Genomic DNA, 19,911 nt, shown 5'->3' on the forward strand with positions numbered 1-19,911 from the left:
TTACATCCTGAGAGAGCCCTATGTCCACTCAAGTCCTTGCGCGCTGGGAACCGGATAATCCCGGCTTCTGGAAACAGACTGGCGCGCGCGTCGCCAACCGCAACCTCTGGATCTCCATTCCGGCGCTGATGCTGGCGTTCAGCATCTGGATGCTGTGGAGCGTCGTGGTGGTCAACCTGGACCGCGCCGGTTTCATGCTGTCCAAGAACCAGATGTTCTGGCTGACGGCGCTGCCCGCGCTGTCGGGCGCCACCCTGCGCATCTTCTATTCCTTCCTGGTGCCCGTCTTCGGCGGGCGCAAATGGACGGCCATCTCCACGGCCTCGCTGCTGATCCCGGCGCTGGGCATGGGCTTCGCGCTGCGCGACCCGACCACGACGTTTCCGACCCTGCTGATCCTGGCGCTGCTGTGCGGCCTGGGCGGCGGCAACTTCAGCTCCAGCATGGCCAACATCAGTTTCTTCTTCCCGAAGGAAAAGAAGGGCCTGGCGACGGGCCTGAACGCCGGCATCGGCAACCTGGGCGTGTCGCTGGTGCAGTTCGTGGTGCCCGTCGTGATCTCGATCGGCGTCTTCGGCGTGGCGGGCGGCGCGCCGCAGGTGGCGACCGTGAACGACATGCAGCAGAACATCTGGCTGCAGAACGCCGGCTTCATCTGGGTGATACCGATCGCGGTGGCCTCCATCGCCGCGTGGTTCGGCATGAACGACATCGCCGACGCGCGCGCCTCGTTCGCGGACCAGGCCGTCATCTTCAAGCGCAAGCACAACTGGCTGATGTGCTGGCTGTACGTGGGCACGTTCGGATCGTTCATCGGTTTTTCGGCGGGCTTCGCCATGCTGACCAAGACGCTGTTCCCGCAGGTCGATCCCATGGCCTACGCGTTCCTGGGCCCCCTGGTCGGTTCGCTGACGCGCCCCGTGGGCGGCTGGGTGTCGGACAAGCTGGGCGGGGCGCGGGTCACGCTATTCACGTTCGCCGCCATGATCGCCGCCGTGCTGGGCGTGATGGCGTTTCTGCCCGCTGGCGGCAATCCGGGCGATTTCAACGGCTTTCTGTCCATGTTCATCGTGCTGTTCGCACTGACCGGCCTGGGCAACGGCTCGACGTTCCGGATGATCCCCGTGATCTTCCTGCGCGAACGCACGCAGGCGGCCAAAGGCAAGGACGCGGCTGCGCAGAAGCAGGCCCTGGCGGAAGCCGCCAAGGAATCCGCGGCGGTGCTGGGGTTTTCGGGCGCGATCGGCGCGTATGGCGGCTTCTTCATCCCGCGCAGCTTCGGCACCTCGCTGGAGATGACGGGCAGCGTGCAGGCCGCGCTGTATTGCTTCATCGGCTTCTACGCCACCTGCCTCGTGATTACCTGGTGGTACTACGGGCGCCGCAACGCGCCGGTGCCGTGCTGACACGGCGGGGCCTGGCCGGGGTGACTAGTCATTCTGCCGCGCCCGGCCTATGCCACCGGGGAATGGTCCTAGAAGCCGGCCGCGCCTAAAGTGGTTTCAACAGCAAAGATCGCAGTACGCGCCGGCGGGGCCGGCGCTCTTGGAGAATAGAGAATGAGTCATTTTCTGGACCGGTTGAAGTTCATGTCGCGGGTGAAATCCACCTTCGCGGACGGTCACGGCGAGACGGTCAACGAAGACCGCAAGTGGGAAAACGCCTACCGGGCACGCTGGCAGCACGACAAAGTGGTGCGTTCGACCCACGGCGTGAACTGCACGGGTTCCTGCTCCTGGAAGGTGTACGTCAAGAATGGCCTGATCACCTGGGAAACGCAGCAGACGGACTATCCCCGCACGCGGCCGGACCTGCCCAACCACGAGCCCCGCGGCTGTCCGCGCGGCGCCTCCTACAGCTGGTACGTGTATTCGGCCCAGCGCGTGAAGTACCCGATGATCCGTGGGCGCCTCATCGAGATGTGGCGCGAGGCCCGCAAGACGATGGACCCTATCGCCGCCTGGGAATGGATCAGCCAGGATCCGGCGCGCGCCAAGCGCTACAAGGCCGTGCGCGGCCTGGGCGGCTTCGTGCGCGCCGACTGGGACACGGCCACGGAAATCATCGCCGCCGCCAACGCCTTCACGATCAAGAAGTTCGGCCCCGACCGCCTGATCGGCTTTTCGCCGATCCCGGCCATGTCCATGGTCAGCTACGCGGCCGGCGCGCGCTACCTCAGCCTGCTGGGCGGCGCCTGCCTGAGCTTCTACGACTGGTACTGCGACTTGCCGCCCGCCAGCCCGCAGGTCTGGGGCGAGCAGACCGACGTGCCGGAATCGGCCGACTGGTACAACTCGACCTACCTCATGGTCTGGGGCTCGAACGTGCCGCAGACCCGCACGCCGGACGCGCACTTCTACACCGAGGTCCGCTACAAGGGCACCAAGACCGTGGCCGTGTCCAGCGACTACGGCGAAATGGTGAAGTTCGGCGATATCTGGCTGGCGCCCAAGCAGGGCACCGACGCGGCGCTGGCGATGGCCATGGGCCACGTGATCCTGAAAGAATTCCACCTGTCGGGCGCGTCGGCCTACTTCCGCGACTACGTGAGCCGCTACACCGACATGCCCATGCTGGTACAGCTGAAGGAGCGCGATGGCTGCTACGTGCCGGATCATTTCCTGCGCGCGTCGCACCTGGACGGCGCCCTGGGCGAACAGAACAACCCCGATTGGAAGACGCTGGTGCTGGACGCCAAGAGCGGCGACCTGGTGGCGCCCAACGGCAGCATCGGTTTCCGCTGGGGCGAGGGCGCGGTCAACGGCGGCGAGAAGGTCGGCCGCTGGAACCTGGAATCGAAGGACGGCGGCAGCGGCCGCGAGATCGAGCCCGAGCTGACCCTGCTGGGCAAGTCCGACGCCGTGGTCGGTGTCGGCTTCCCGTACTTCGGCAGCGAACATGGCGAACTGCAGGTGCGCAACGTGCCGGCGCGCCGCATCCGGATGGCCGACGGCAGCGAGGCGCTGGTGGCCACCGTGTACGACCTCCAGATGGCCAATTACGGCCTGGATCGCGGCCTGGGCGGCGGCAACGTCGCCAGTTCGTATGACGACGACGTGCCCTATACGCCGGCCTGGCAGGAAAAACACACCGGCGTGCCGCGCGCGCAGGTGATCCAGGTGGCGCGCGAGTTCGCGCAGAACGCCCACGATACCGAAGGAAAGTCCATGGTCATCGTCGGCGCCGGCCTGAACCACTGGTACCACATGGACATGATCTACCGCGGCATCATCAACATGCTGATGATGTGCGGCTGCGTGGGCAAGAGCGGCGGCGGCTGGGCTCACTACGTGGGCCAGGAAAAACTGCGTCCGCAGTTCGGCTGGGCCCCGCTGGCCTTTGCCGCCGACTGGGTGCGTCCGCCGCGCCAGATGAACGGCACGTCCTTCTTTTATGCGCACACCAGCCAGTGGCGCCATGAAAAGCTGAACGTGCAGGAAGTGCTGGGCCCCACCGCGGACCGCGGCAAGTACGGCGACCTGAGCATGATCGACCTGAACGCCCGCGCCGAGCGCATGGGCTGGCTGCCGTCGGCGCCGCAGCTGCGCGCCAACCCGCTGGACCTGGTCGCCGAAGCCGACGCCGCCGGCAAGGACCCGATCGCCCACGCCGTTGAAAAGCTGAAGTCGGGCGAGGTGCAGATGGCGTGCGAGAACCCGGACGATCCGGTCAACTTCCCGCGCAACATGTTCGTCTGGCGCTCCAACATCCTGGGCTCCAGCGGCAAGGGCCACGAGTACTTCCTGAAGTACCTGCTGGGCACGCAGAACGCGGTGTTCGGCGATGAAGCGGACGCGATCAAGCCCACGGAAGTGACGTTCGAGGACGACGCCGCCGAAGGCAAGCTCGACCTGCTGACGGTGCTGGATTTCCGCATGAGCACGACCTGCCTGTACGGCGACATCGTGCTGCCGACGGCCACCTGGTACGAGAAGGACGATCTCAACACGTCGGACATGCACCCGTTCATCCATCCGCTGAGCGAAGCGGTGCAGCCGCTCTGGGAAAGCAAGACCGACTGGGAGATCTACAAGCTGCTGGCCAAGCGCTTCAGCGAGATCGGCGGCCCCTACCTGGGCAAGCGCCGCGACCTGGTGCTGACGCCGCTGATGCATGACACCCCGGGAGAGCTGGGCCAGGCGTTCGAGCCGCGCGACTGGAAGCTGGGCGAATGCGATCTGATTCCGGGCAAGACCGCCCCGTCCATGACGGTGGTCGAGCGCGACTACAACGACATCTATCGCAAGTTCACGTCCGTGGGCCCCTTGCTGGACAAGCTGGGCAACGGCGGCAAGGGCATCAACTGGAACACCGAGCACGAAGTGCACGAGCTGGCGGGCATCAATGACAGCGTGGAGGACGCGGGCGTGAGCCAGGGCCGTCCGCGCCTGGACACCGCGATCGACGCGGCCGAGATGATCCTGACTTTCGCGCCCGAAACCAATGGCCATGTGTCCGTCAAGGCCTGGGAGGCGCTGGGCAAGATCACCGGCCGCGACCACACCCATCTGGCCGTGGGCCGCGAGCACGACAAAATCCGCTTCCGCGACATCCAGGCGCAGCCGCGCAAGATCATCTCCGCGCCGACCTGGTCGGGCCTGGAAAGCGAAGAGGTCAGCTACAACGCCGGCTATACCAACGTGCACGAGCTGATTCCGTGGCGCACGCTGACGGGCCGCCAGCAGTTCTACCAGGATCACCGCTGGATGCTGGATTTCGGCGAAGGTTTCTGCGTGTACAAGCCGGCCATCGACACCAAGACGGTGGCGCCCATGCTGGGCCGCTACCCGAACGGCGAGAAGGAACTGGTCCTGAACTGGCTGACGCCGCACCAGAAGTGGGGCATCCACAGCACGTATTCGGACAACCTGCGGATGCTGACGCTCAGCCGCGGCGGCCCCCACGTGTGGGTGTCGGAGACCGAAGCCAAGCAGGCCGGGCTGGTCGACAACGACTGGGTCGAGGTGTTCAACGTGAACGGCACGCTCACCGCCCGGGTGGTGGTCAGCCAGCGCGTGCCGGTGGGCATGTGCCTGATGTACCACGCGCAGGAAAAGATCGTGAACGTGCCCGGCGCCGAAACCAGCGGTAAGCGCGGCGGCATCCATAACTCGGTGACGCGCACGGTGCTCAAGCCCACGCACATGATCGGCGGCTACGCCCAGCAGGCTTACGGCTTCAACTATTACGGCACGGTAGGCGCCAACCGCGACGAGTTCGTGGTGCTGCGCAAGATGAAGAAGGTGGACTGGCTGGAAGGTCCGCTCGTCGAAGCAACGCAACAAGAAGAGAAGCAATCATGAGGATACGCGCCCAAATCGGCATGGTGCTGAACCTGGACAAGTGCATCGGCTGCCACACTTGCTCGGTCACCTGCAAGAACGTCTGGACCAGCCGCGACGGCGTCGAATACGCCTGGTTCAACAACGTCGAGACCAAGCCCGGCATCGGCTATCCGAAGGAATGGGAAAACCAGGAGAAGTGGAAGGGCGGCTGGAAACGCACCGCCGCCGGCAAGCTGGAACCGCGCCAGGGCGGCAAGCTGCGCATCCTGGCCAATCTGTTCGCCAACCCGAACCTGCCGCAGATCGACGACTACTACGAGCCGTTCACCTTCGACTACGAACACCTCAAGAACGCGCCGCTATCGGAGACCCCGCCGACGGCGCGCCCCGTGTCCGTGCTGACGGGCAAGAAGATGGACAAGATCCATTGGGGCCCGAACTGGGAAGACGACCTGGGCGGAGAATTCAGCGCGCGCAGCCGCGACGCCTTGTTCGAAGGCGTGCAGAAGGAGATGTACTCGACCTTCGAGAACACCTTCATGATGTACCTGCCGCGCCTGTGCGAGCACTGCCTGAACCCGGCCTGTGTCGCCAGTTGCCCGTCCGGTTCGATCTATAAGCGCGAGGATGACGGCATCGTGCTGGTGGACCAGGACAAGTGCCGCGGCTGGCGCATGTGCATCTCCGGCTGCCCGTACAAGAAGATCTATTACAACTGGAACAGCGGCAAGGCCGAGAAGTGCACCTTCTGCTATCCGCGCATCGAGGCCGGCCAGCCGACCGTGTGCTCGGAAACCTGCGTGGGCCGCATCCGCTACCTGGGCGTCATGCTGTACGACGCCGACCAGATCGAAGCGGCGGCGTCCACCGCCAATGAACAGGACCTGTACCAGTCCCAGCTGGATCTCTTCCTGGATCCGCATTCGCCCGAGGTGATCGCCGCGGCGCGCGAGCAGGGCATCCCGGAAGCGTGGCTGGAAGCCGCCCGCAACTCGCCCGTCTACAAGATGGCGGTGCAATGGCGCGTCGCCTTCCCGTTGCACCCGGAATACCGCACGCTGCCGATGGTCTGGTACATCCCGCCGCTGTCGCCCATCCAGTCGGCCGCCGAATCGGGCCAGATGCCGCAGCGCACCGTCGGCAAGAGCGCCATGATTCCGGACGTGTCGAGCCTGCGCATCCCCGTGCGCTACCTGGCCAACCTGCTGACGGCGGGCAAGGAGCAGCCGGTGGTGCTGGCGCTGGAGCGGATGTTGGCCATGCGCGCCTACAAGCGCTCGGAATCCGTGCACGGCGAACGCGACACGGCCTTGCTCGACCAGGTCGGGCTGTCCGAGGCGACGGTGCAGGACATGTACAAGATCATGGCCATCGCCGACTACGAGGACCGCTTCGTGGTGCCCAGCAGCCACAAGGAAGTGGTCGAGGACAGTTTCAACGAGAAGGGCAGCTGCGGCTTTACCTTCGGCAACGGCTGCTCGGGCGGGGTGTCGGAAGGCACCTTGTTCGGAAGCAAGCCCAAGGGCAGCGAGATCTTCATCGAGATGCCGAAATCCCGCAAGAAGGCCGCTTCGGTCTAGGAAAGGAGAAAACCATGAGTCCGTACCGCCTGCTTTCCGCCTTGCTGTGCTATCCCGAGGCCGAGCTGCTGGACGCGCTGGGCGAGGTGGAAACCGCGCTCGGCGACTATCCCGATGCCGAGGAGGCCCTGCAGCCGCTGATGGAGTACCTGGCCACCCACGACCTGATCTCGCTGCAGGAAAACTACGTGGCCACGTTCGATCGCAACCGCTCGCATTCGCTGCACCTGTTCGAGCACGTGCATGGCGAAAGCCGCGACCGCGGCCAGGCCATGGTCGATCTGCTGGACACCTACCGCGAACATGGTTTCGAGCCGGTGGTGTCCGAGCTGCCCGACCACGTGCCGCTGTTCCTGGAGTTCCTGGGCGTCATCGAGCCCGGCCAGGCCCAGGCGCTGCTGGACGACGCCATCCACGTGCTGGCGGCCATCGGTTCGCGCCTGGCCAGGAACGACAGCCCCTACGCCTGCATCTTCGCGGTGCTGCGCGCGCAGTCCCGGGTGGTTCCGCGCGAGCAGACCGAGGCGCCCGTGCGCGACATGGACGAAGCGATGGAAACGTTCGGCGCCGGTCCCGACGGCGTGGAACCGCTGCTGCGGCCGTTCTCGGGCGACGGCGCGCAAACCGTGCGCTTCTATCCCCGCGCGGCCCATTAACCTTCAGGACGACGCAACATGAACTCCCTGAATCAGTTTCTTTTCGGCATTTATCCCTATATCGCGCTGACGATCTTCCTGCTGGGCAGCCTGGTGCGCTTCGAGCGCGAGCAATACACCTGGAAGTCGGACAGCTCGCAGCTGCTGCACCGCGGCCAGCTGCGGCTGGGCAATATCCTGTTCCACGTGGGCATTCTGGGTCTGTTCTTCGGCCACCTGGCCGGGCTGCTGACGCCGGTGGTGGTCTGGGACACGCTGGGCGTGTCGCACACGCTGAAGCAGACCGTGGCCATGGTGGCCGGCGGCGTGATGGGCGGCATGTGCCTGATCGGCCTGCTGATCCTGATCCACCGCCGCCTGAGCGATCCGCGCATTCGCGCCACCACGCGGCCGGGCGACAAGCTGTTGCTGTTGTGGATCCTGGTTACGCTGCTGCTGGGCCTGTCCACCATCGTGCTGTCGGCGGGCCACATGGACGGGGAAATGATGGTGCGCCTGATGACCTGGGCACAGCACATCGTTACGTTCCAGGGCGACGCGGCCAGCCATATCGCCGACGTGCCGTTCCTGTTCAAAGCGCACCTGTTCATGGGCCTCACGCTGTTCGTGATCTTCCCGTTCACCCGCCTGGTGCACGTCTGGAGCGGCTTCGCTTCGGTGGGCTACCTGGGCCGGGCCTGGCAGCTGGTCCGTCCGCGCTGAGCCGCCGTTTCGAGGAGCCGAACATGCCTGTCATCGTCAATGGCGTCGAACTGAGCGACGCGGACCTGGAACGCGAACTGCCGCTGCATGAGCAGGCCGGCAACCCCATGCGCGAGGCGGTCACGGCGCTGGTGCTGCGCCGCGTGCTGCTGGACGAGGCCAGCCGGCAGGGCCTGGACGCCTCGGACGAGGAGGGCGCCATCGGCGGCCTGCTGGCCCGCGAGGCGACTGCGCCGGAGGCCGACGAGGCCGCCTGCCGCCGCTTCTACCAGATGCACCCCGAGCGCTTCATGGTGGGCGAACTGATCGAAGCCGACCACATCCTGTTCCAGGTCACGCCCAGCGTGAACCTGGACATGCTGCGGGCGCACGCCAACGTGGTGCTGGCCGAGCTGCTGGAGGACCCTTCGCGCTTTGCCGAGGTGGCGCGCGAGCAATCCAACTGCCCGTCCGCCGCCGTCGGCGGCAGCCTGGGCCAGCTGGGCCGGGGCGACACGGTTCCGGAATTCGAGCGGGCCGTCTTCGCGCTGCCGGCGGGGGGCCTGCTGCCGCAGCTGCTGCAGACCCGCCATGGTCTGCACATCGTCCGGGTGACGCGCCGCATCGAAGGGCGGTTGCTGCCCTATGAGCACGTGGCCGGGCAGATTGCCTCCGCGCTGACGGCCATGAGCCGCGACATCGCCTGGCGGCAATACGTCAAGCTGCTCGTGGGCCGCGCCCGGATCCAGGGTATCGACCTGGAGGACGGCGAACCCGAACGCGTCTTCAGCGGAAGCGCCGCATGATGGAAGCGCCAGCTGCGGGACCATTGAAAGACGGTTTCGGACGCCGCATCGACTATCTGCGCGTCTCCGTCACCGACCGCTGCGACCTGCGTTGCAGCTACTGCCTGCCCAAGGATTTCAAGGGCTTCGAGACGCCTTCCAACTGGCTCGACCACGAAGAAATGGCCCGGCTCGTCGGCCTGTTCGTGGGGCTGGGCGTCAGCAAGGTCCGCCTGACCGGCGGCGAGCCGTTGCTGCGCCGCGGCGTGGCCGGGCTGGCGGGCACGATCGCCGCCATGCCGGGGCTGAAGGACCTGTCCGTTTCAACCAATGGCACGCAGCTTGCCCGCCACGCGCAGGACCTGCGCGCGGCAGGCGTGGACCGGCTGAACGTCAGCCTGGATACGCTGGACGCGGCCGCCTTCGGCAAGATCACAGGCCGGGATTGCCTGGAATCGGTGCTGGCCGGCCTGGCCGCCGCCAGGCGGGCGGGCTTTGCGCCCATCAAGCTCAACAGCGTGGTGCACGCGGCCACGCCCGAGGCGCAAGTGCGGCGCCTGCTGGAGTACGCGCTGGCGCAGGGTTTCGTCCTGCGCCTGATCGAGCCCATGCCGATGGGCGATTGCGGCAGGAGCTTCGCCCATACGGACCTGAACGAAATGGGCGCGATCCTGGCGGCCCAGGCCGGCCTGGTGCCCGCGGTGGTGGGTTCGGGCGCCGGCCCCGCCCGCTACTGGACGACGGGCCGCGGGGTGCCGGTGCTGGGCGTGATCACGCCCATGTCCCGCCATTTCTGCGCCAGCTGCAACCGGGTCAGGCTGGGCGTGGACGGCACCCTGTATCTGTGCCTGGGGCAGGAAGACCAGGTGCCGCTGGGCCGGCTGCTGCGCGGCGGAGCCAGCGATGCCGAGCTGACCCGGGCGATCCTGGCGGGTATCGCCGCCAAGCCGGAACGCCACGAGTTCGCCAGCCGTCCGGAACACATCGTGCGGTTCATGGCGCAGACGGGAGGCTGAAATGCGCGACATCGAACGCCTCGTCGATGGCTTCCAGCGTTTCCAGCAGCAATACTACGAGGATGCGCCATCCCTCTACCGCAACCTGCGCGAGGGCCAGCATCCCAGCACCTTGCTGATCGGATGCTGCGATTCCCGGGTGGACCCGGCCATGCTGCTGGGCTGCGACCCTGGCGATATCTTCACGGTGCGCAATGTGGCCAATCTGGTGCCGCCCTCCAACACGGACCGGGGCCTGCAAGGGGTGCTGGCCGCGATACAGTTCGCGGTGGAGCAGTTGCAGGTCAGCCGGGTCATCGTGCTGGGCCACGCGCACTGCGGCGGCATCCGCTCGCTGATGGACCGCGGTCGGCGGTGCGCCGCGCATGGCGGCGAGACCGATTACCTCGAGCGCTGGATGGACATCGCCGAGCCCGCCCGCAGGAAGGTGCTGCAGCAGATGCCGGATGCCTCCGAAGCGGAGCGCCGGCGCGCCTGCGAGCAGGCTTCCATCCTGATTTCGCTGCGTAACCTGGAAGATCTGCCTTTCGTCAGGCGCGCGGTCCAGGCGGGCGGCCTGACCCTGCATGGCTGGTATTTCGACCTGGTGGCGGGGGCTTTGCTGGCATACTCGGCGCGGGCGGACGCGTTCCTGCCCATCGTATGCCCTTTGTTCACGGAGCTTGCATGACCCCTGTTTTCGGTATCGCCGGCCATTCCGGCAGCGGCAAGACCACCCTCATCGAGGCGATGCTGCCCCTGCTGGCCGCGCGCGGCCTGCGCGTCAACGTCATCAAGCACAGCCACCACGACTTCCAGATGGAGCCGCCCGGCAAGGACAGCGCGCGCTTCCGGCTGGCGGGCGCGCAGGAGGTGATGGTGGCGTCGCCGTTCCGCTACGCCATCATCCACGAACTGCGGGAGGCGCCCGAACCCTCGCTGGACGAACAGCTCGCCCGCCTGTCGCCGGCCGACCTGGTGCTGGTCGAAGGGTTCAAACGGGCCGCGATCCCCCGCATCGAGGTGTACCGGCCCGTCACGGGCAAGCCGTCGCTGCACGCGGAAGACGGCAGTTTCCTGGCGGTAGCGACCGATGCGCCGCTGGAGACGGGGCTGCCTTGCCTGCCCCTGAATGAACCGGCCCAGGTCGCGGCGTTCATCTGCCGCAGTCTGGACCTGGGTTGAAGGCCCGGGCCGCCAGGGGACGGAGCAGGACGAGGGGAGGAGACTACACTGGGAGCCGATCCGCCCCGCGGGCACAGACAACACGTATCGCCATGACGTCCACCGATCCCATTGCCGAGTCCGACGGCCTTCCTTCGCCTCGGCACCGCCTGTCCACGCGCATCGTCGCCAGTTCGCTGATCGCGCTAGTGGTGGTGCTGGCCATGGTCGGCTGGACCTTGTGGCTGTCCTGGCAGCTGGAAGGCGCGGGCGCGGCCATCAACGACACCGGCAGCCTGCGCATGCGCGCCAACCGGGTCGCGGTGGAACTCATGCGGCCGCAGGCCGGCCGCGAGTTCCGCACCCGCGAGCAGATCGACGTCATGGACGACACGATCGCCCGCCTGGCGCGCGGCAATCCCGCCCGGCCGCTCTTCATCCCCAACGACGAGGCCATCCGGATCCAATGGCGCGACGTGGCCGGGTACTGGAACGAGCGCATGAAGCCGGCCGCCATCCGTGCCCTCGGGCAGCCCGACGCAGCGACCTACCTCGAGACGCTGCCGGAGTTCGTCTCGCGGGCGGACACGCTGGTGCGGATGATCGAACAGGACAACGCGGGCAAGACCACGTCGCTGCGCCTGTCCCAGGGCGTGCTGGCGGCGATCGCCAGCGCGGGCACGCTGGCGATGATCTATCTGCTGTATCTGTGGATCATCTCCCCGGTGCTGCGCCTGCGCGATGGCCTGCAGCGCATGGCCGCGCGGGAATTCAGCACGCGCCTGCCGGTGGAAAGCCAGGACGAGTTCGGCGTGCTGGCTCGCGGCTACAACCGCATGGCCGACGAGCTGCAGGACCTGTACGCCGGCCTGGAGCGGCGGGTGGAGGAAAAGACCGCCCAGCTGGCCGCGCAGAACCGCGATATCGGTGCGCTCTACGACATGGCGGCCTTTCTCAACCTGCCCAACGAGATCGAAGCCCTTTGCGACGGCTTCCTGCGCCGCGTGATGCTGCAGTTCGACGCCGAGGGCGGCAGCATCCGGGCGCTCGACCCGAACAACGAAAAGCTGAACCTGATGGTGTCGGTGGGCCTGTCCGACGCGCTGGTGGAATCCGAGCACTGCATGAAGGTGGAGGACTGCTATTGCGGCGCCGCCACGCGCCAGGACGGCGTCATCGTCATCCAGGATTTCCGGCAGGCGCAGCCGGGCAAGGACCTGAATTGCCAGCGGGAGGGCTTTGCCAGCGTGGCGGTGTTCCGCATCGTCACGCGGGACGAGGTGCTGGGGTCGTATTCCCTGCATTTCCGCCACCAGCGCAAGCTGACGCCCGGCGAGTCCCAGCTGCTCGAAACGCTGGGGCGGCACCTGGGCGTGGCGCTGGACAACCGGCGCCTGAGCGCCCAGGCGCGCCAGCTGGCCGTGGTGCAGGAGCGCGGGCTGGTGGCTCAGGGGTTGCACGACAGCCTGGCGCAGGGCCTGAATTTCCTGAACCTGCAACTGCAGATGCTGGACGCGGCCGTCAAGCGGGGCGACGCCGAGGAAATCGAAGAAATCCTGCCGCTGCTGCGCACGGGCGTGGACGAAAGCTACCAGGACGTGCGGGAGCTGCTGACCAATTTCCGCAGCAAACTGTCGCAGGGAGACCTGCAGGCCGCCATCGAAGACACCGTAGACCGCTTCCGCCGCCAGACCGGCATCGAAACGGCGCTGCGCTTCGGGCCGGGGCAGGGCGCGCCGCTGCCGCCGGAGCAGCAGCTGCAGGTGCTGTTCATCCTGCAGGAGGCCCTGTCCAACGTGCGCAAGCATTCCGAGGCGGACCGCGTCGAGGTGGCGGTCGACAACGGCCGCGACTTCAGCTTGTCGGTTTCCGACAATGGCCAGGGATACGACCCGGCCGAAGTGGCCGAGCGCGGCGAATCCCATGTGGGGCTGCACATCATGCGGGAGCGCGCCGCGCGCATGCGCGCCATGATAAAACTCGAGTCACAGCCTGGCGCCGGCACGCGCGTCTCGCTGGCACTGCCCGGCAGCGAGCGCCAGGCCGCCTGACACCATCCAGACCATGCCCATCCGTATCCTCCTCGTCGACGACCACACCCTGTTCCGCTCCGGCGTGCGCCTGCTGCTGCAGCGCCAGCCCGATTTCGAGGTCGTGGCGGAAGCCGGGGACGGCGTCGAGGGCTTGAAGCGCGCCAAAGAGCTCAAGCCCGACGTCGTCCTGCTGGATCTCAACCTGCCCGGGCTGTCCGGGCTGGAAACGCTGCAGCTGCTGACGCAGGATCTGCCGTCCTGCGCCGTCATCATCCTGACGGTCTCGGAAGAGGCCGACGAGCTCGGCCAGGCGCTGCGCGATGGCGCCCGCGGCTACCTTGTGAAGAACATCGACGCCGACGCGCTGACCGCCGCCATCCGCCGCGCGGCCGGCGGCGAGCCGGTGATCGCGGACAGCATGACCGCCAAGCTCGTGGAGCAGTTCCGCGGGCAAGCCGGCCAGCCGGGCCAGGCCGCGCAAGCGGCGGGCGGCGACCGCAACCGCCTGACCGCGCGCGAAAGGCAGATCGTGCAATGGCTGGCGCGCGGCGCCAGCAACAAGGTCATCGCGCGTGAGCTCGACGTAAGCGAAAGCACGGTGAAGATCCATGTGCAGAACGTGCTGAAAAAACTGAACCTGACCAGCCGCGTGCAAGTCGCGGTGTATGCGGTGGAGCACGGGATGTACACGGACGAGTGACGGGCGGGCGTGTCTGACACCCGTAAGCACTGTCGTCCTTCCCCGGCTGTCTCGTACGGGTGTCAGACACTGCGGCGATGTTGATCTTCGACAAGGCCACCGCATCCCCCGGCCCCTAGACTGGCCGTCATGGAAACTCGAACCTCTCCCATGGAACTCGTGGCCCCCGCCGGCAGCCTGGCTGCATTGAAGGCGGCCATCGATGCGGGCGCCGACACGGTCTACCTCGGCCTCAAGAACGCCACCAACGCCCGCAATTTCGCCGGGCTAAATTTCACCGAAGCCGATATCCGCGCCGGCGTGGAGCTGGCGCACAGCCGCAAGCGCCAGGTGCTGTTCGCCATCAACACCTTCGTGCAGGCGGGCAGGGCGCAGGAGTGGCGCGCCGCGGTGGACGCCGCCCAGGGCCTGGGCGCCGATGCGGTCATCATGGCGGATCCTGGCCTGATGGCCTACGCCCGCGACCGCTATCCCGATCTGCGCCTGCATCTGTCGGTGCAGGGCTCGGCCACCCACGCCGACGCCATCGAGCTGATGAAGGAGCAGTTCGGCATCCGCCGGGTGGTGCTGCCGCGGGTACTGACCCTGGCCGAGATCGCGCGCATCTGCGCCAACGTCAGTGTCGAGGTCGAGGTATTCGGCTTCGGCAGCCTGTGCGTCATGGCCGAGGGGCGCTGCCTGCTGTCGTCCTACGCCACCGGAGATTCGCCCAACAACAAGGGTGTTTGTTCGCCCGCTCACGCCGTGCGCTGGTCGGAAGAAAACGGCCGCATGGACGCGCGCCTGAACGGCATCCTGATCGACCGCTACGAACCGGGCGAAGCCGCCGCCTATCCCACTTTGTGCAAGGGCCGCTTCGACGTGGACGGGCAAGCCGACCATGCGCTGGAGGAACCGACCAGCCTGAACGCGATCGGCCTGTTGCCGCGCCTTGCGGAGATGGGCGTGTCCGCCATCAAGATCGAGGGACGGCAGCGCAGCCCCGCCTACGTCACCCAGGTGGTGTCGACCCTGCGCGCGGCCTTGAACAGCGCGCATGCGGACGCCTCCCGCTTTTCTCCCCGCCCCGAATGGAACGCCATGCTGGCGCGCCACTCCGAGGGTTCCCAAGTCACGCAAGGCGCATTCGAACGTCCATGGAAATGAAGCCCAACGCATACCGGATTTCTGTCGGTCCTTTGCTTTACTACTGGCCGCGCCGCGATACCCTGGATTTCTATGCGGAGCTGGCCGACAGCCCCGCCGACATTCTGTACGTGGGCGAGACAGTCTGCAGCCGCCGACACGAATTACGCGCCGAGGATTGGCTCGCGCTTGCGCGCGACCTGCGCGCCGCCGGCAAGACGGTGGTGTTGTCCGGCCGCACGCTGATCGAGACCGGCGCCGAGGCCAGCGCCTTGAAGAAGCTGTGCGAACAGCAGGATTTCATGGTCGAGGCCGGGGAGGTGGGCGCCATGCGGCATCTGGCCGGGCGTCCCTTCGTAGCCGGCCCGCACATGAACGCCTACCATGGCGGCACCCTGGAATGGCTGGCCCGGCGCGGCGCGGCCCGCTTCGTGGTTCCGCTGGAAATGGACGGCAAGACGCTGGCGCGCTTGCTGCAGGAACGCCCGGCGGGCCTGGAGGCGGAGGTCATGGTGTGGGGCCGCATGGCGCTGGCGTTTTCCGCGCGCTGCTTCACCGCGCGGCACTTTCGTCTGAAAAAGGACGAGTGCGGATTCCGCTGTATCGAACATCCGGACGGACTGGACATGCGCACTCGCGAGTCGCGGGATTTCCTGGCGATCAACGGCATCCAGGTGCAGTCGGCCGCCTGTCTGGACTTGCTGTCCCGGGCGCCCGAACTGGCGTCGCTGGGCGTGGAGGTGCTGCGCGTCAGCCCGCAATCGTCGGGCACGCTGGAGGCGGTCGCCGCGCTGGACGCGGTTCGACGGAGCGTTCCGGCAGCGGCCGTCGAGCCGCCCGCTGGCATCGGCCGCTGCAATGGCTACTACTACGGCAAGTCCGGCATCGAGATGCTGGAGGTCGTGGCATGAGCGCCGCCTTGCAGGTGCCGGCGTTGTTCGCCAAGCTCGGCCGGCGCATTCCGCCGCCGCTGGTGTCGATGCACTGCGTGGCCGCGCTGGAACTGGCGCGCCGCTTCAAATGGCTGTTGCCGCCGCAGGAGCTGGACGGCCGCAGTTTCGCCATCACCGTCGAAGACCTCGGGCTGCGCAGCTGCTTCGCCGTGCGTGACGGCGCCTTCCGGCCCGTGTGGAACGGCGCGCCGTCCGACCTGGAACTGGGCGCAAAGCTGGCGGACCTGCTGAGCCTGATGCGTGCCGAGACCGATGCGGACACCTTGTTCTTCCAGCGCCGCCTGAGGATCTCGGGGGACACGGAGCTGGGCTTGATCGTGAAGAATTGGCTCGATGCCGCGCCGCGGCCGACATGGCTGCAGCGCAGCGGCGCCGCGAGCGTTTGAATACGCCGGAATACGGGTTTTCCCTCATTAGTCAAAGTAATTCCGCAGATAAGAAATAAGAATTTTTCTTATGGTTGGGCGAAGGCTATAAAAGCTGGCTGATAGACCTCAACCTGCCTTAAGAGAGATAAACATGAGGGGAAATACCGCGACAGGGCACCAGCCGGTGCGCGCGTCGACCGCCGCGTTCGTCGGCACCATGATCGAGTGGTACGACTTTTACATCTACGCCACCGCCGCCGCGCTGGTGTTCGGCAAGCTGTTCTTTCCATCGGCGACGGGTTTCTACGGGACCCTGGCCGCGCTTGGCACCTTCGCCGTCGGCTTCTTCGCCCGCCCGCTGGGCGGCGTGATCTTCGGCCACATCGGCGACAAGATCGGGCGCAAGAAATCGCTGGTGATCACGCTGGTGATGATGGGCACGGTGACGGTGCTGATCGGCCTGCTGCCCACCTACGCGTCCATCGGCGTTTGGGCGCCGGTGCTGTTGATCCTGCTGCGCATCGTGCAGGGGATCGCGGTCGGCGGCGAGTGGGGCGGAGCGGTCCTGATGGCCGGCGAGCATTCGCCGGACCGGAGCAAGCGCACCTTCTTCGCGTCGTTCGCGCAGCTCGGCAGTCCCGCCGGCCTGATCCTGTCGATGCTGATGTTCAAATCGGTGACGTCCCTGGACGACGAGGCCTTCCTGGGCTGGGGATGGCGCGTCCCCTTCCTGTTCTCGGCCGTACTGCTGGTCGTGGGCTTCGTGATCCGCCTGAGCGTGAACGAATCGCCCGATTTCCTGGCGGAAAAGCAGGCGCGGGCCCAGCGCGCCCGGCCCGCGCAGGCGCCGCTCGCGCAGGTGCTGCGCGGCGCGCCGCGGCTGCTGGCGCTGGCGGTCGGTGCCAATGTGCTGGGCATCGCCGGCTTTTACTTCACCAATACCTTCATGATCGCCTACACGACACAGTACGCGGGCTTGAGCCGAGCGGTGATCCTGGACTGCCTGCTGGTCGTGTCCATCATGCAGTTCTTCATTACGCCGCTCGCTGCCTACATCGCAAGCCGCGTAGGCAATCTGCGCTTTCTTGGGGCGACGGCGCTGGCGTCGATCTTCACGCCCTACGTCATGTTCAACCTGGTGGACCAAGGCTCGCTCACCAGCATCACGCTGGGGGTGGGCGTGGCGGTGCTGTTCATGGGCGCCTACTACGCCGTGATCGCGGGCTATGTCAGCGACAGCTTTCCGACGGGCATCCGCTACACGGGCATCTCCCTGGCGTACCAGTTGTCGGGTGCCATTTTCGGTGGGCTGACGCCTTTGCTCGGCACGGTGCTGGCCGAGAACTTCAAAGGCCAGTGGTGGCCGCTGGCCGTGCTGTTTTCGGCGATATCGCTGCTTTCCCTGGTTTCCGTGCTGCTGTTGGGCAATGCCGGCCAGCGCACCGAGAATTTTCAATTTAAGGATCAGCAAGCATGAAGGCATTTTTCCACGACGACCAGAAGCTTCATCATCCGCAGACCTATTTTTCCCGTGGCAAGATGCGCACGCCGCAGGAAGTGCCGGCGCGCCTGGATGGCCTGGTGCGCGCCGCCCGCAAGCTGGGCTTCGACGTCCAGGCGCCGGCCGATCATGGAGCGGCGGCGCTGTCGGCCGTGCATACGCTGGACTATCTGCGTTTCCTGCAAGGCGCCCACGACGATTGGATGAAGCTGCCCGGAGATTGGGGCGGCGAGGTCGTGTCCAACGTCTTCGTCAGGGAACCCAACGCCTTGCGCGGCGTGCTGGCCAAGGCGGGACGCTATCTGGCCGACGGCAGCTGCCCGGTGGGGCCGCAGACCTGGCATTCCGCCTATTGGTCCGCGCAGTGCGCCGTGGCGGGGGCGGAATGCCTGCTGGCCGGCGAACGCCAGGCCTACGCGATCTGCCGTCCGCCGGGCCATCACGCCCGGCGCGACGCCGCGGGAGGGTTCTGCTATCTGAACAACGCGGCGATCGCCGCGCAGCGCCTGCGGTCCCGGTTCGCGCGCGTGGCCATCCTGGATACGGACATGCACCATGGGCAGGGCATCCAGGAAATCTTCTACGAGCGCAACGACGTGCTGTATGTGTCGATCCACGGGGATCCGGAAAATTTCTATCCGGTGGTGGCGGGTTTCGAAGACGAGCGCGGCGCGGGCGAGGGCTATGGATACAACATCAACCTGCCCATGCCGCACGGTTCGCCGGAAGCCGTGTTCTTCGACCGCCTGGTTCAGGCGCGCCGCGCGATCGAGCTGTTCCAGCCCGACGCGCTGGTCCTGTCTCTGGGGTTCGACATCTTCGAAAAGGATCCGCAGGCCATGGTCGGCGTCACCGAGGATGGCTTCGAGCGCCTGGGCCGCGAAGTGGGCGGCATGCGCTTGCCGACCTTGATCGTGCAGGAAGGCGGCTACTATATCGAGGGTCTGGAATCCAACGCATCGCGCTTTTTCGCGGGGCTGGCCGGCGCCTGAGCGCGCGGCGGCGGCGCGGGGTCCGACCCGCCGCTCCCATCGACTCCGCCGCCATGCCATGCCACTGCCCGCCGCCCGCAAACCGTCACCTCTGTCGTTGGCTCCCGAGCGCATGGACTGGAACCTATTGCGCACGTTCATGTTCGTGGTGCAGGAGCGCGGGGTCGGAAGGGCGGCTCAGGCGCTGCACCTCAGCCAGCCCGCAGTCAGCCAGGCGCTGAAGCGGCTGGAGGACGCGGTGGGCGGCATGCTGCTGCACCGGCGCAATGGCGAATTCCGCCTGACGGGGTTGGGCGACGAGATCTACGCCATCGCCCGCGATATGTACGGCACGATGGCGCGCATCGAGAACGCCGCCACGCAGGACCGGGCCGAAATCGCGGGGGCCTTGCGCTTGCTGGTAATGAGCAAGGTGCAAAGTCCGGCGTATGACGATTTCCTGGCGCAGTTCCACCGGCGCTATCCCAGGATCGAATTCCATGTCGATGTGCTGCCCAGCGCCGCCATCCTGGACGCGCTTGCCAAACGCGTGCCGGCACTGGGCATATGCCTGTGCCGCAAGCCCGTCGAGGCGCTGGAGCGCCGGCTGTTCCTGCGCCACCGCTACGCGGTCGTCTGCGGACGGCATCATCCGTTGTTTTCCAGGCAGCGGGTCAGCCTGGAAGACCTGATGGACCAGAATTTCGTCTGTTTCGCCAGCGACCAGATCGGCGACACCCTGTCGCCGCTGACCATCTTTCGCGATCAGCAGGGCTTTACCGGCCGCATCGTGGGCACGTCGCCCAATATCGAGGAAATCCGGCGCATGGTGGTGGCCGGCATCGGGCTGAGCTTTCTGCCCGAACACCTGATCCGCCAGGACGTGATGAGCGGCGAGCTGCGGCGCCTGCCCCCCGCGGAATCGGTGGCCGAAATCGATGTGTTTCTGGCATGGCACAAGCAGCGCAAGCTGAGCGCCGTGGAACTTGCGTACCTGGCCGCCTTCGAACGCTTCCTGAACCGCACGCAGCTGGAATCGCGGGCGGGATGAATGCGCGCGCCTGTCGGTCCCCAGGCAAGATGAGGAAGTCTTCGGGCAGGCTGGAGGCTATGC

17 protein-coding genes are annotated in these 19,911 nt (G+C 66.6%); all 17 read left to right on the plus strand.

The genetic code is table 11. From position 1 onward, the window contains the following. Positions 1-20: 20 nt before the first annotated feature. A complete protein-coding gene (locus AGI3411_RS16245) occupies positions 21-1,406 on the plus strand; it encodes a NarK family nitrate/nitrite MFS transporter (protein ID WP_129528402.1) in 1,386 nt (461 codons plus the stop codon). A 153-nt stretch (positions 1,407-1,559) separates the two neighbouring features. Further along, complete coding sequence (locus tag AGI3411_RS16250) at positions 1,560-5,303, plus strand: nitrate reductase subunit alpha (RefSeq protein WP_129528403.1); 3,744 nt, start codon at positions 1,560-1,562, stop codon at positions 5,301-5,303. Then, the gene (gene narH / locus AGI3411_RS16255) at positions 5,300-6,865 is read left to right on the plus strand and encodes a nitrate reductase subunit beta (protein WP_129528404.1); all 1,566 of its coding nucleotides are present in this window, start codon (positions 5,300-5,302) and stop codon (positions 6,863-6,865) included. The genes AGI3411_RS16250 and narH overlap by 4 nt, the downstream gene beginning before the upstream one ends. Positions 6,866-6,879: 14 nt before the next feature. Beyond that, positions 6,880-7,521, plus strand: coding sequence for a nitrate reductase molybdenum cofactor assembly chaperone (narJ, locus tag AGI3411_RS16260; protein WP_129528405.1), 642 nt, complete (start codon positions 6,880-6,882; stop codon positions 7,519-7,521). Between the two features lie 18 nt (positions 7,522-7,539). Next, on the plus strand, positions 7,540-8,223 hold the full coding sequence (gene narI / locus AGI3411_RS16265) for a respiratory nitrate reductase subunit gamma (RefSeq protein WP_129528406.1): 684 nt from the start codon (positions 7,540-7,542) through the stop codon (positions 8,221-8,223). 23 nt (positions 8,224-8,246) lie between these two features. After that, positions 8,247-9,008: a peptidylprolyl isomerase gene (locus tag AGI3411_RS16270; RefSeq protein WP_129528407.1), complete on the plus strand. Its 762-nt coding sequence runs from the start codon at positions 8,247-8,249 to the stop codon at positions 9,006-9,008. Next, positions 9,005-10,003 carry a GTP 3',8-cyclase MoaA gene (moaA, locus tag AGI3411_RS16275; protein WP_129528408.1) on the plus strand — a complete coding sequence of 333 codons (999 nt, stop codon included), beginning with the start codon at positions 9,005-9,007 and terminating at the stop codon, positions 10,001-10,003. Before AGI3411_RS16270 ends, moaA begins: the two co-directional genes overlap by 4 nt. Before the next feature lies 1 nt (position 10,004). Continuing rightward, on the plus strand, positions 10,005-10,673 hold the full coding sequence (locus AGI3411_RS16280; RefSeq protein WP_129528409.1) for a carbonic anhydrase: 669 nt from the start codon (positions 10,005-10,007) through the stop codon (positions 10,671-10,673). Beyond that, a complete protein-coding gene (gene mobB / locus AGI3411_RS16285; protein ID WP_129528410.1) occupies positions 10,670-11,167 on the plus strand; it encodes a molybdopterin-guanine dinucleotide biosynthesis protein B in 498 nt (165 codons plus the stop codon). The genes AGI3411_RS16280 and mobB overlap by 4 nt, the downstream gene beginning before the upstream one ends. A gap of 92 nt (positions 11,168-11,259) precedes the next feature. After that, on the plus strand, positions 11,260-13,197 hold the full coding sequence (locus tag AGI3411_RS16290) for a type IV pili methyl-accepting chemotaxis transducer N-terminal domain-containing protein (RefSeq protein ID WP_129528411.1): 1,938 nt from the start codon (positions 11,260-11,262) through the stop codon (positions 13,195-13,197). Between the two features lie 13 nt (positions 13,198-13,210). After that, a complete protein-coding gene (locus AGI3411_RS16295; RefSeq protein ID WP_129528412.1) occupies positions 13,211-13,879 on the plus strand; it encodes a response regulator in 669 nt (222 codons plus the stop codon). A gap of 129 nt (positions 13,880-14,008) precedes the next feature. Further along, the gene (ubiU, locus tag AGI3411_RS16300) at positions 14,009-15,025 is read left to right on the plus strand and encodes a ubiquinone anaerobic biosynthesis protein UbiU (RefSeq protein WP_129528413.1); all 1,017 of its coding nucleotides are present in this window, start codon (positions 14,009-14,011) and stop codon (positions 15,023-15,025) included. Next, positions 15,016-15,915 (plus strand): U32 family peptidase, encoded by a 900-nt coding sequence (locus AGI3411_RS16305; RefSeq protein WP_425265353.1) that lies wholly within the window; start codon positions 15,016-15,018, stop codon positions 15,913-15,915. The genes ubiU and AGI3411_RS16305 overlap by 10 nt, the downstream gene beginning before the upstream one ends. Continuing rightward, positions 15,912-16,343 carry a ubiquinone anaerobic biosynthesis accessory factor UbiT gene (ubiT, locus tag AGI3411_RS16310; protein ID WP_129528414.1) on the plus strand — a complete coding sequence of 144 codons (432 nt, stop codon included), beginning with the start codon at positions 15,912-15,914 and terminating at the stop codon, positions 16,341-16,343. The genes AGI3411_RS16305 and ubiT overlap by 4 nt, the downstream gene beginning before the upstream one ends. A gap of 133 nt (positions 16,344-16,476) precedes the next feature. Continuing rightward, the gene (locus AGI3411_RS16315) at positions 16,477-17,802 is read left to right on the plus strand and encodes an MFS transporter (protein WP_129528415.1); all 1,326 of its coding nucleotides are present in this window, start codon (positions 16,477-16,479) and stop codon (positions 17,800-17,802) included. Beyond that, positions 17,799-18,818: a histone deacetylase family protein gene (locus tag AGI3411_RS16320; RefSeq protein ID WP_129528416.1), complete on the plus strand. Its 1,020-nt coding sequence runs from the start codon at positions 17,799-17,801 to the stop codon at positions 18,816-18,818. Before AGI3411_RS16315 ends, AGI3411_RS16320 begins: the two co-directional genes overlap by 4 nt. Before the next feature lie 58 nt (positions 18,819-18,876). Continuing rightward, positions 18,877-19,848, plus strand: coding sequence for a LysR family transcriptional regulator (locus AGI3411_RS16325; RefSeq protein ID WP_129528417.1), 972 nt, complete (start codon positions 18,877-18,879; stop codon positions 19,846-19,848). Positions 19,849-19,911 lie beyond the last annotated feature (63 nt).

This window comes from Achromobacter agilis, assembly GCF_900496965.1.
Lineage (GTDB): Bacteria > Pseudomonadota > Gammaproteobacteria > Burkholderiales > Burkholderiaceae_B > Achromobacter > Achromobacter agilis.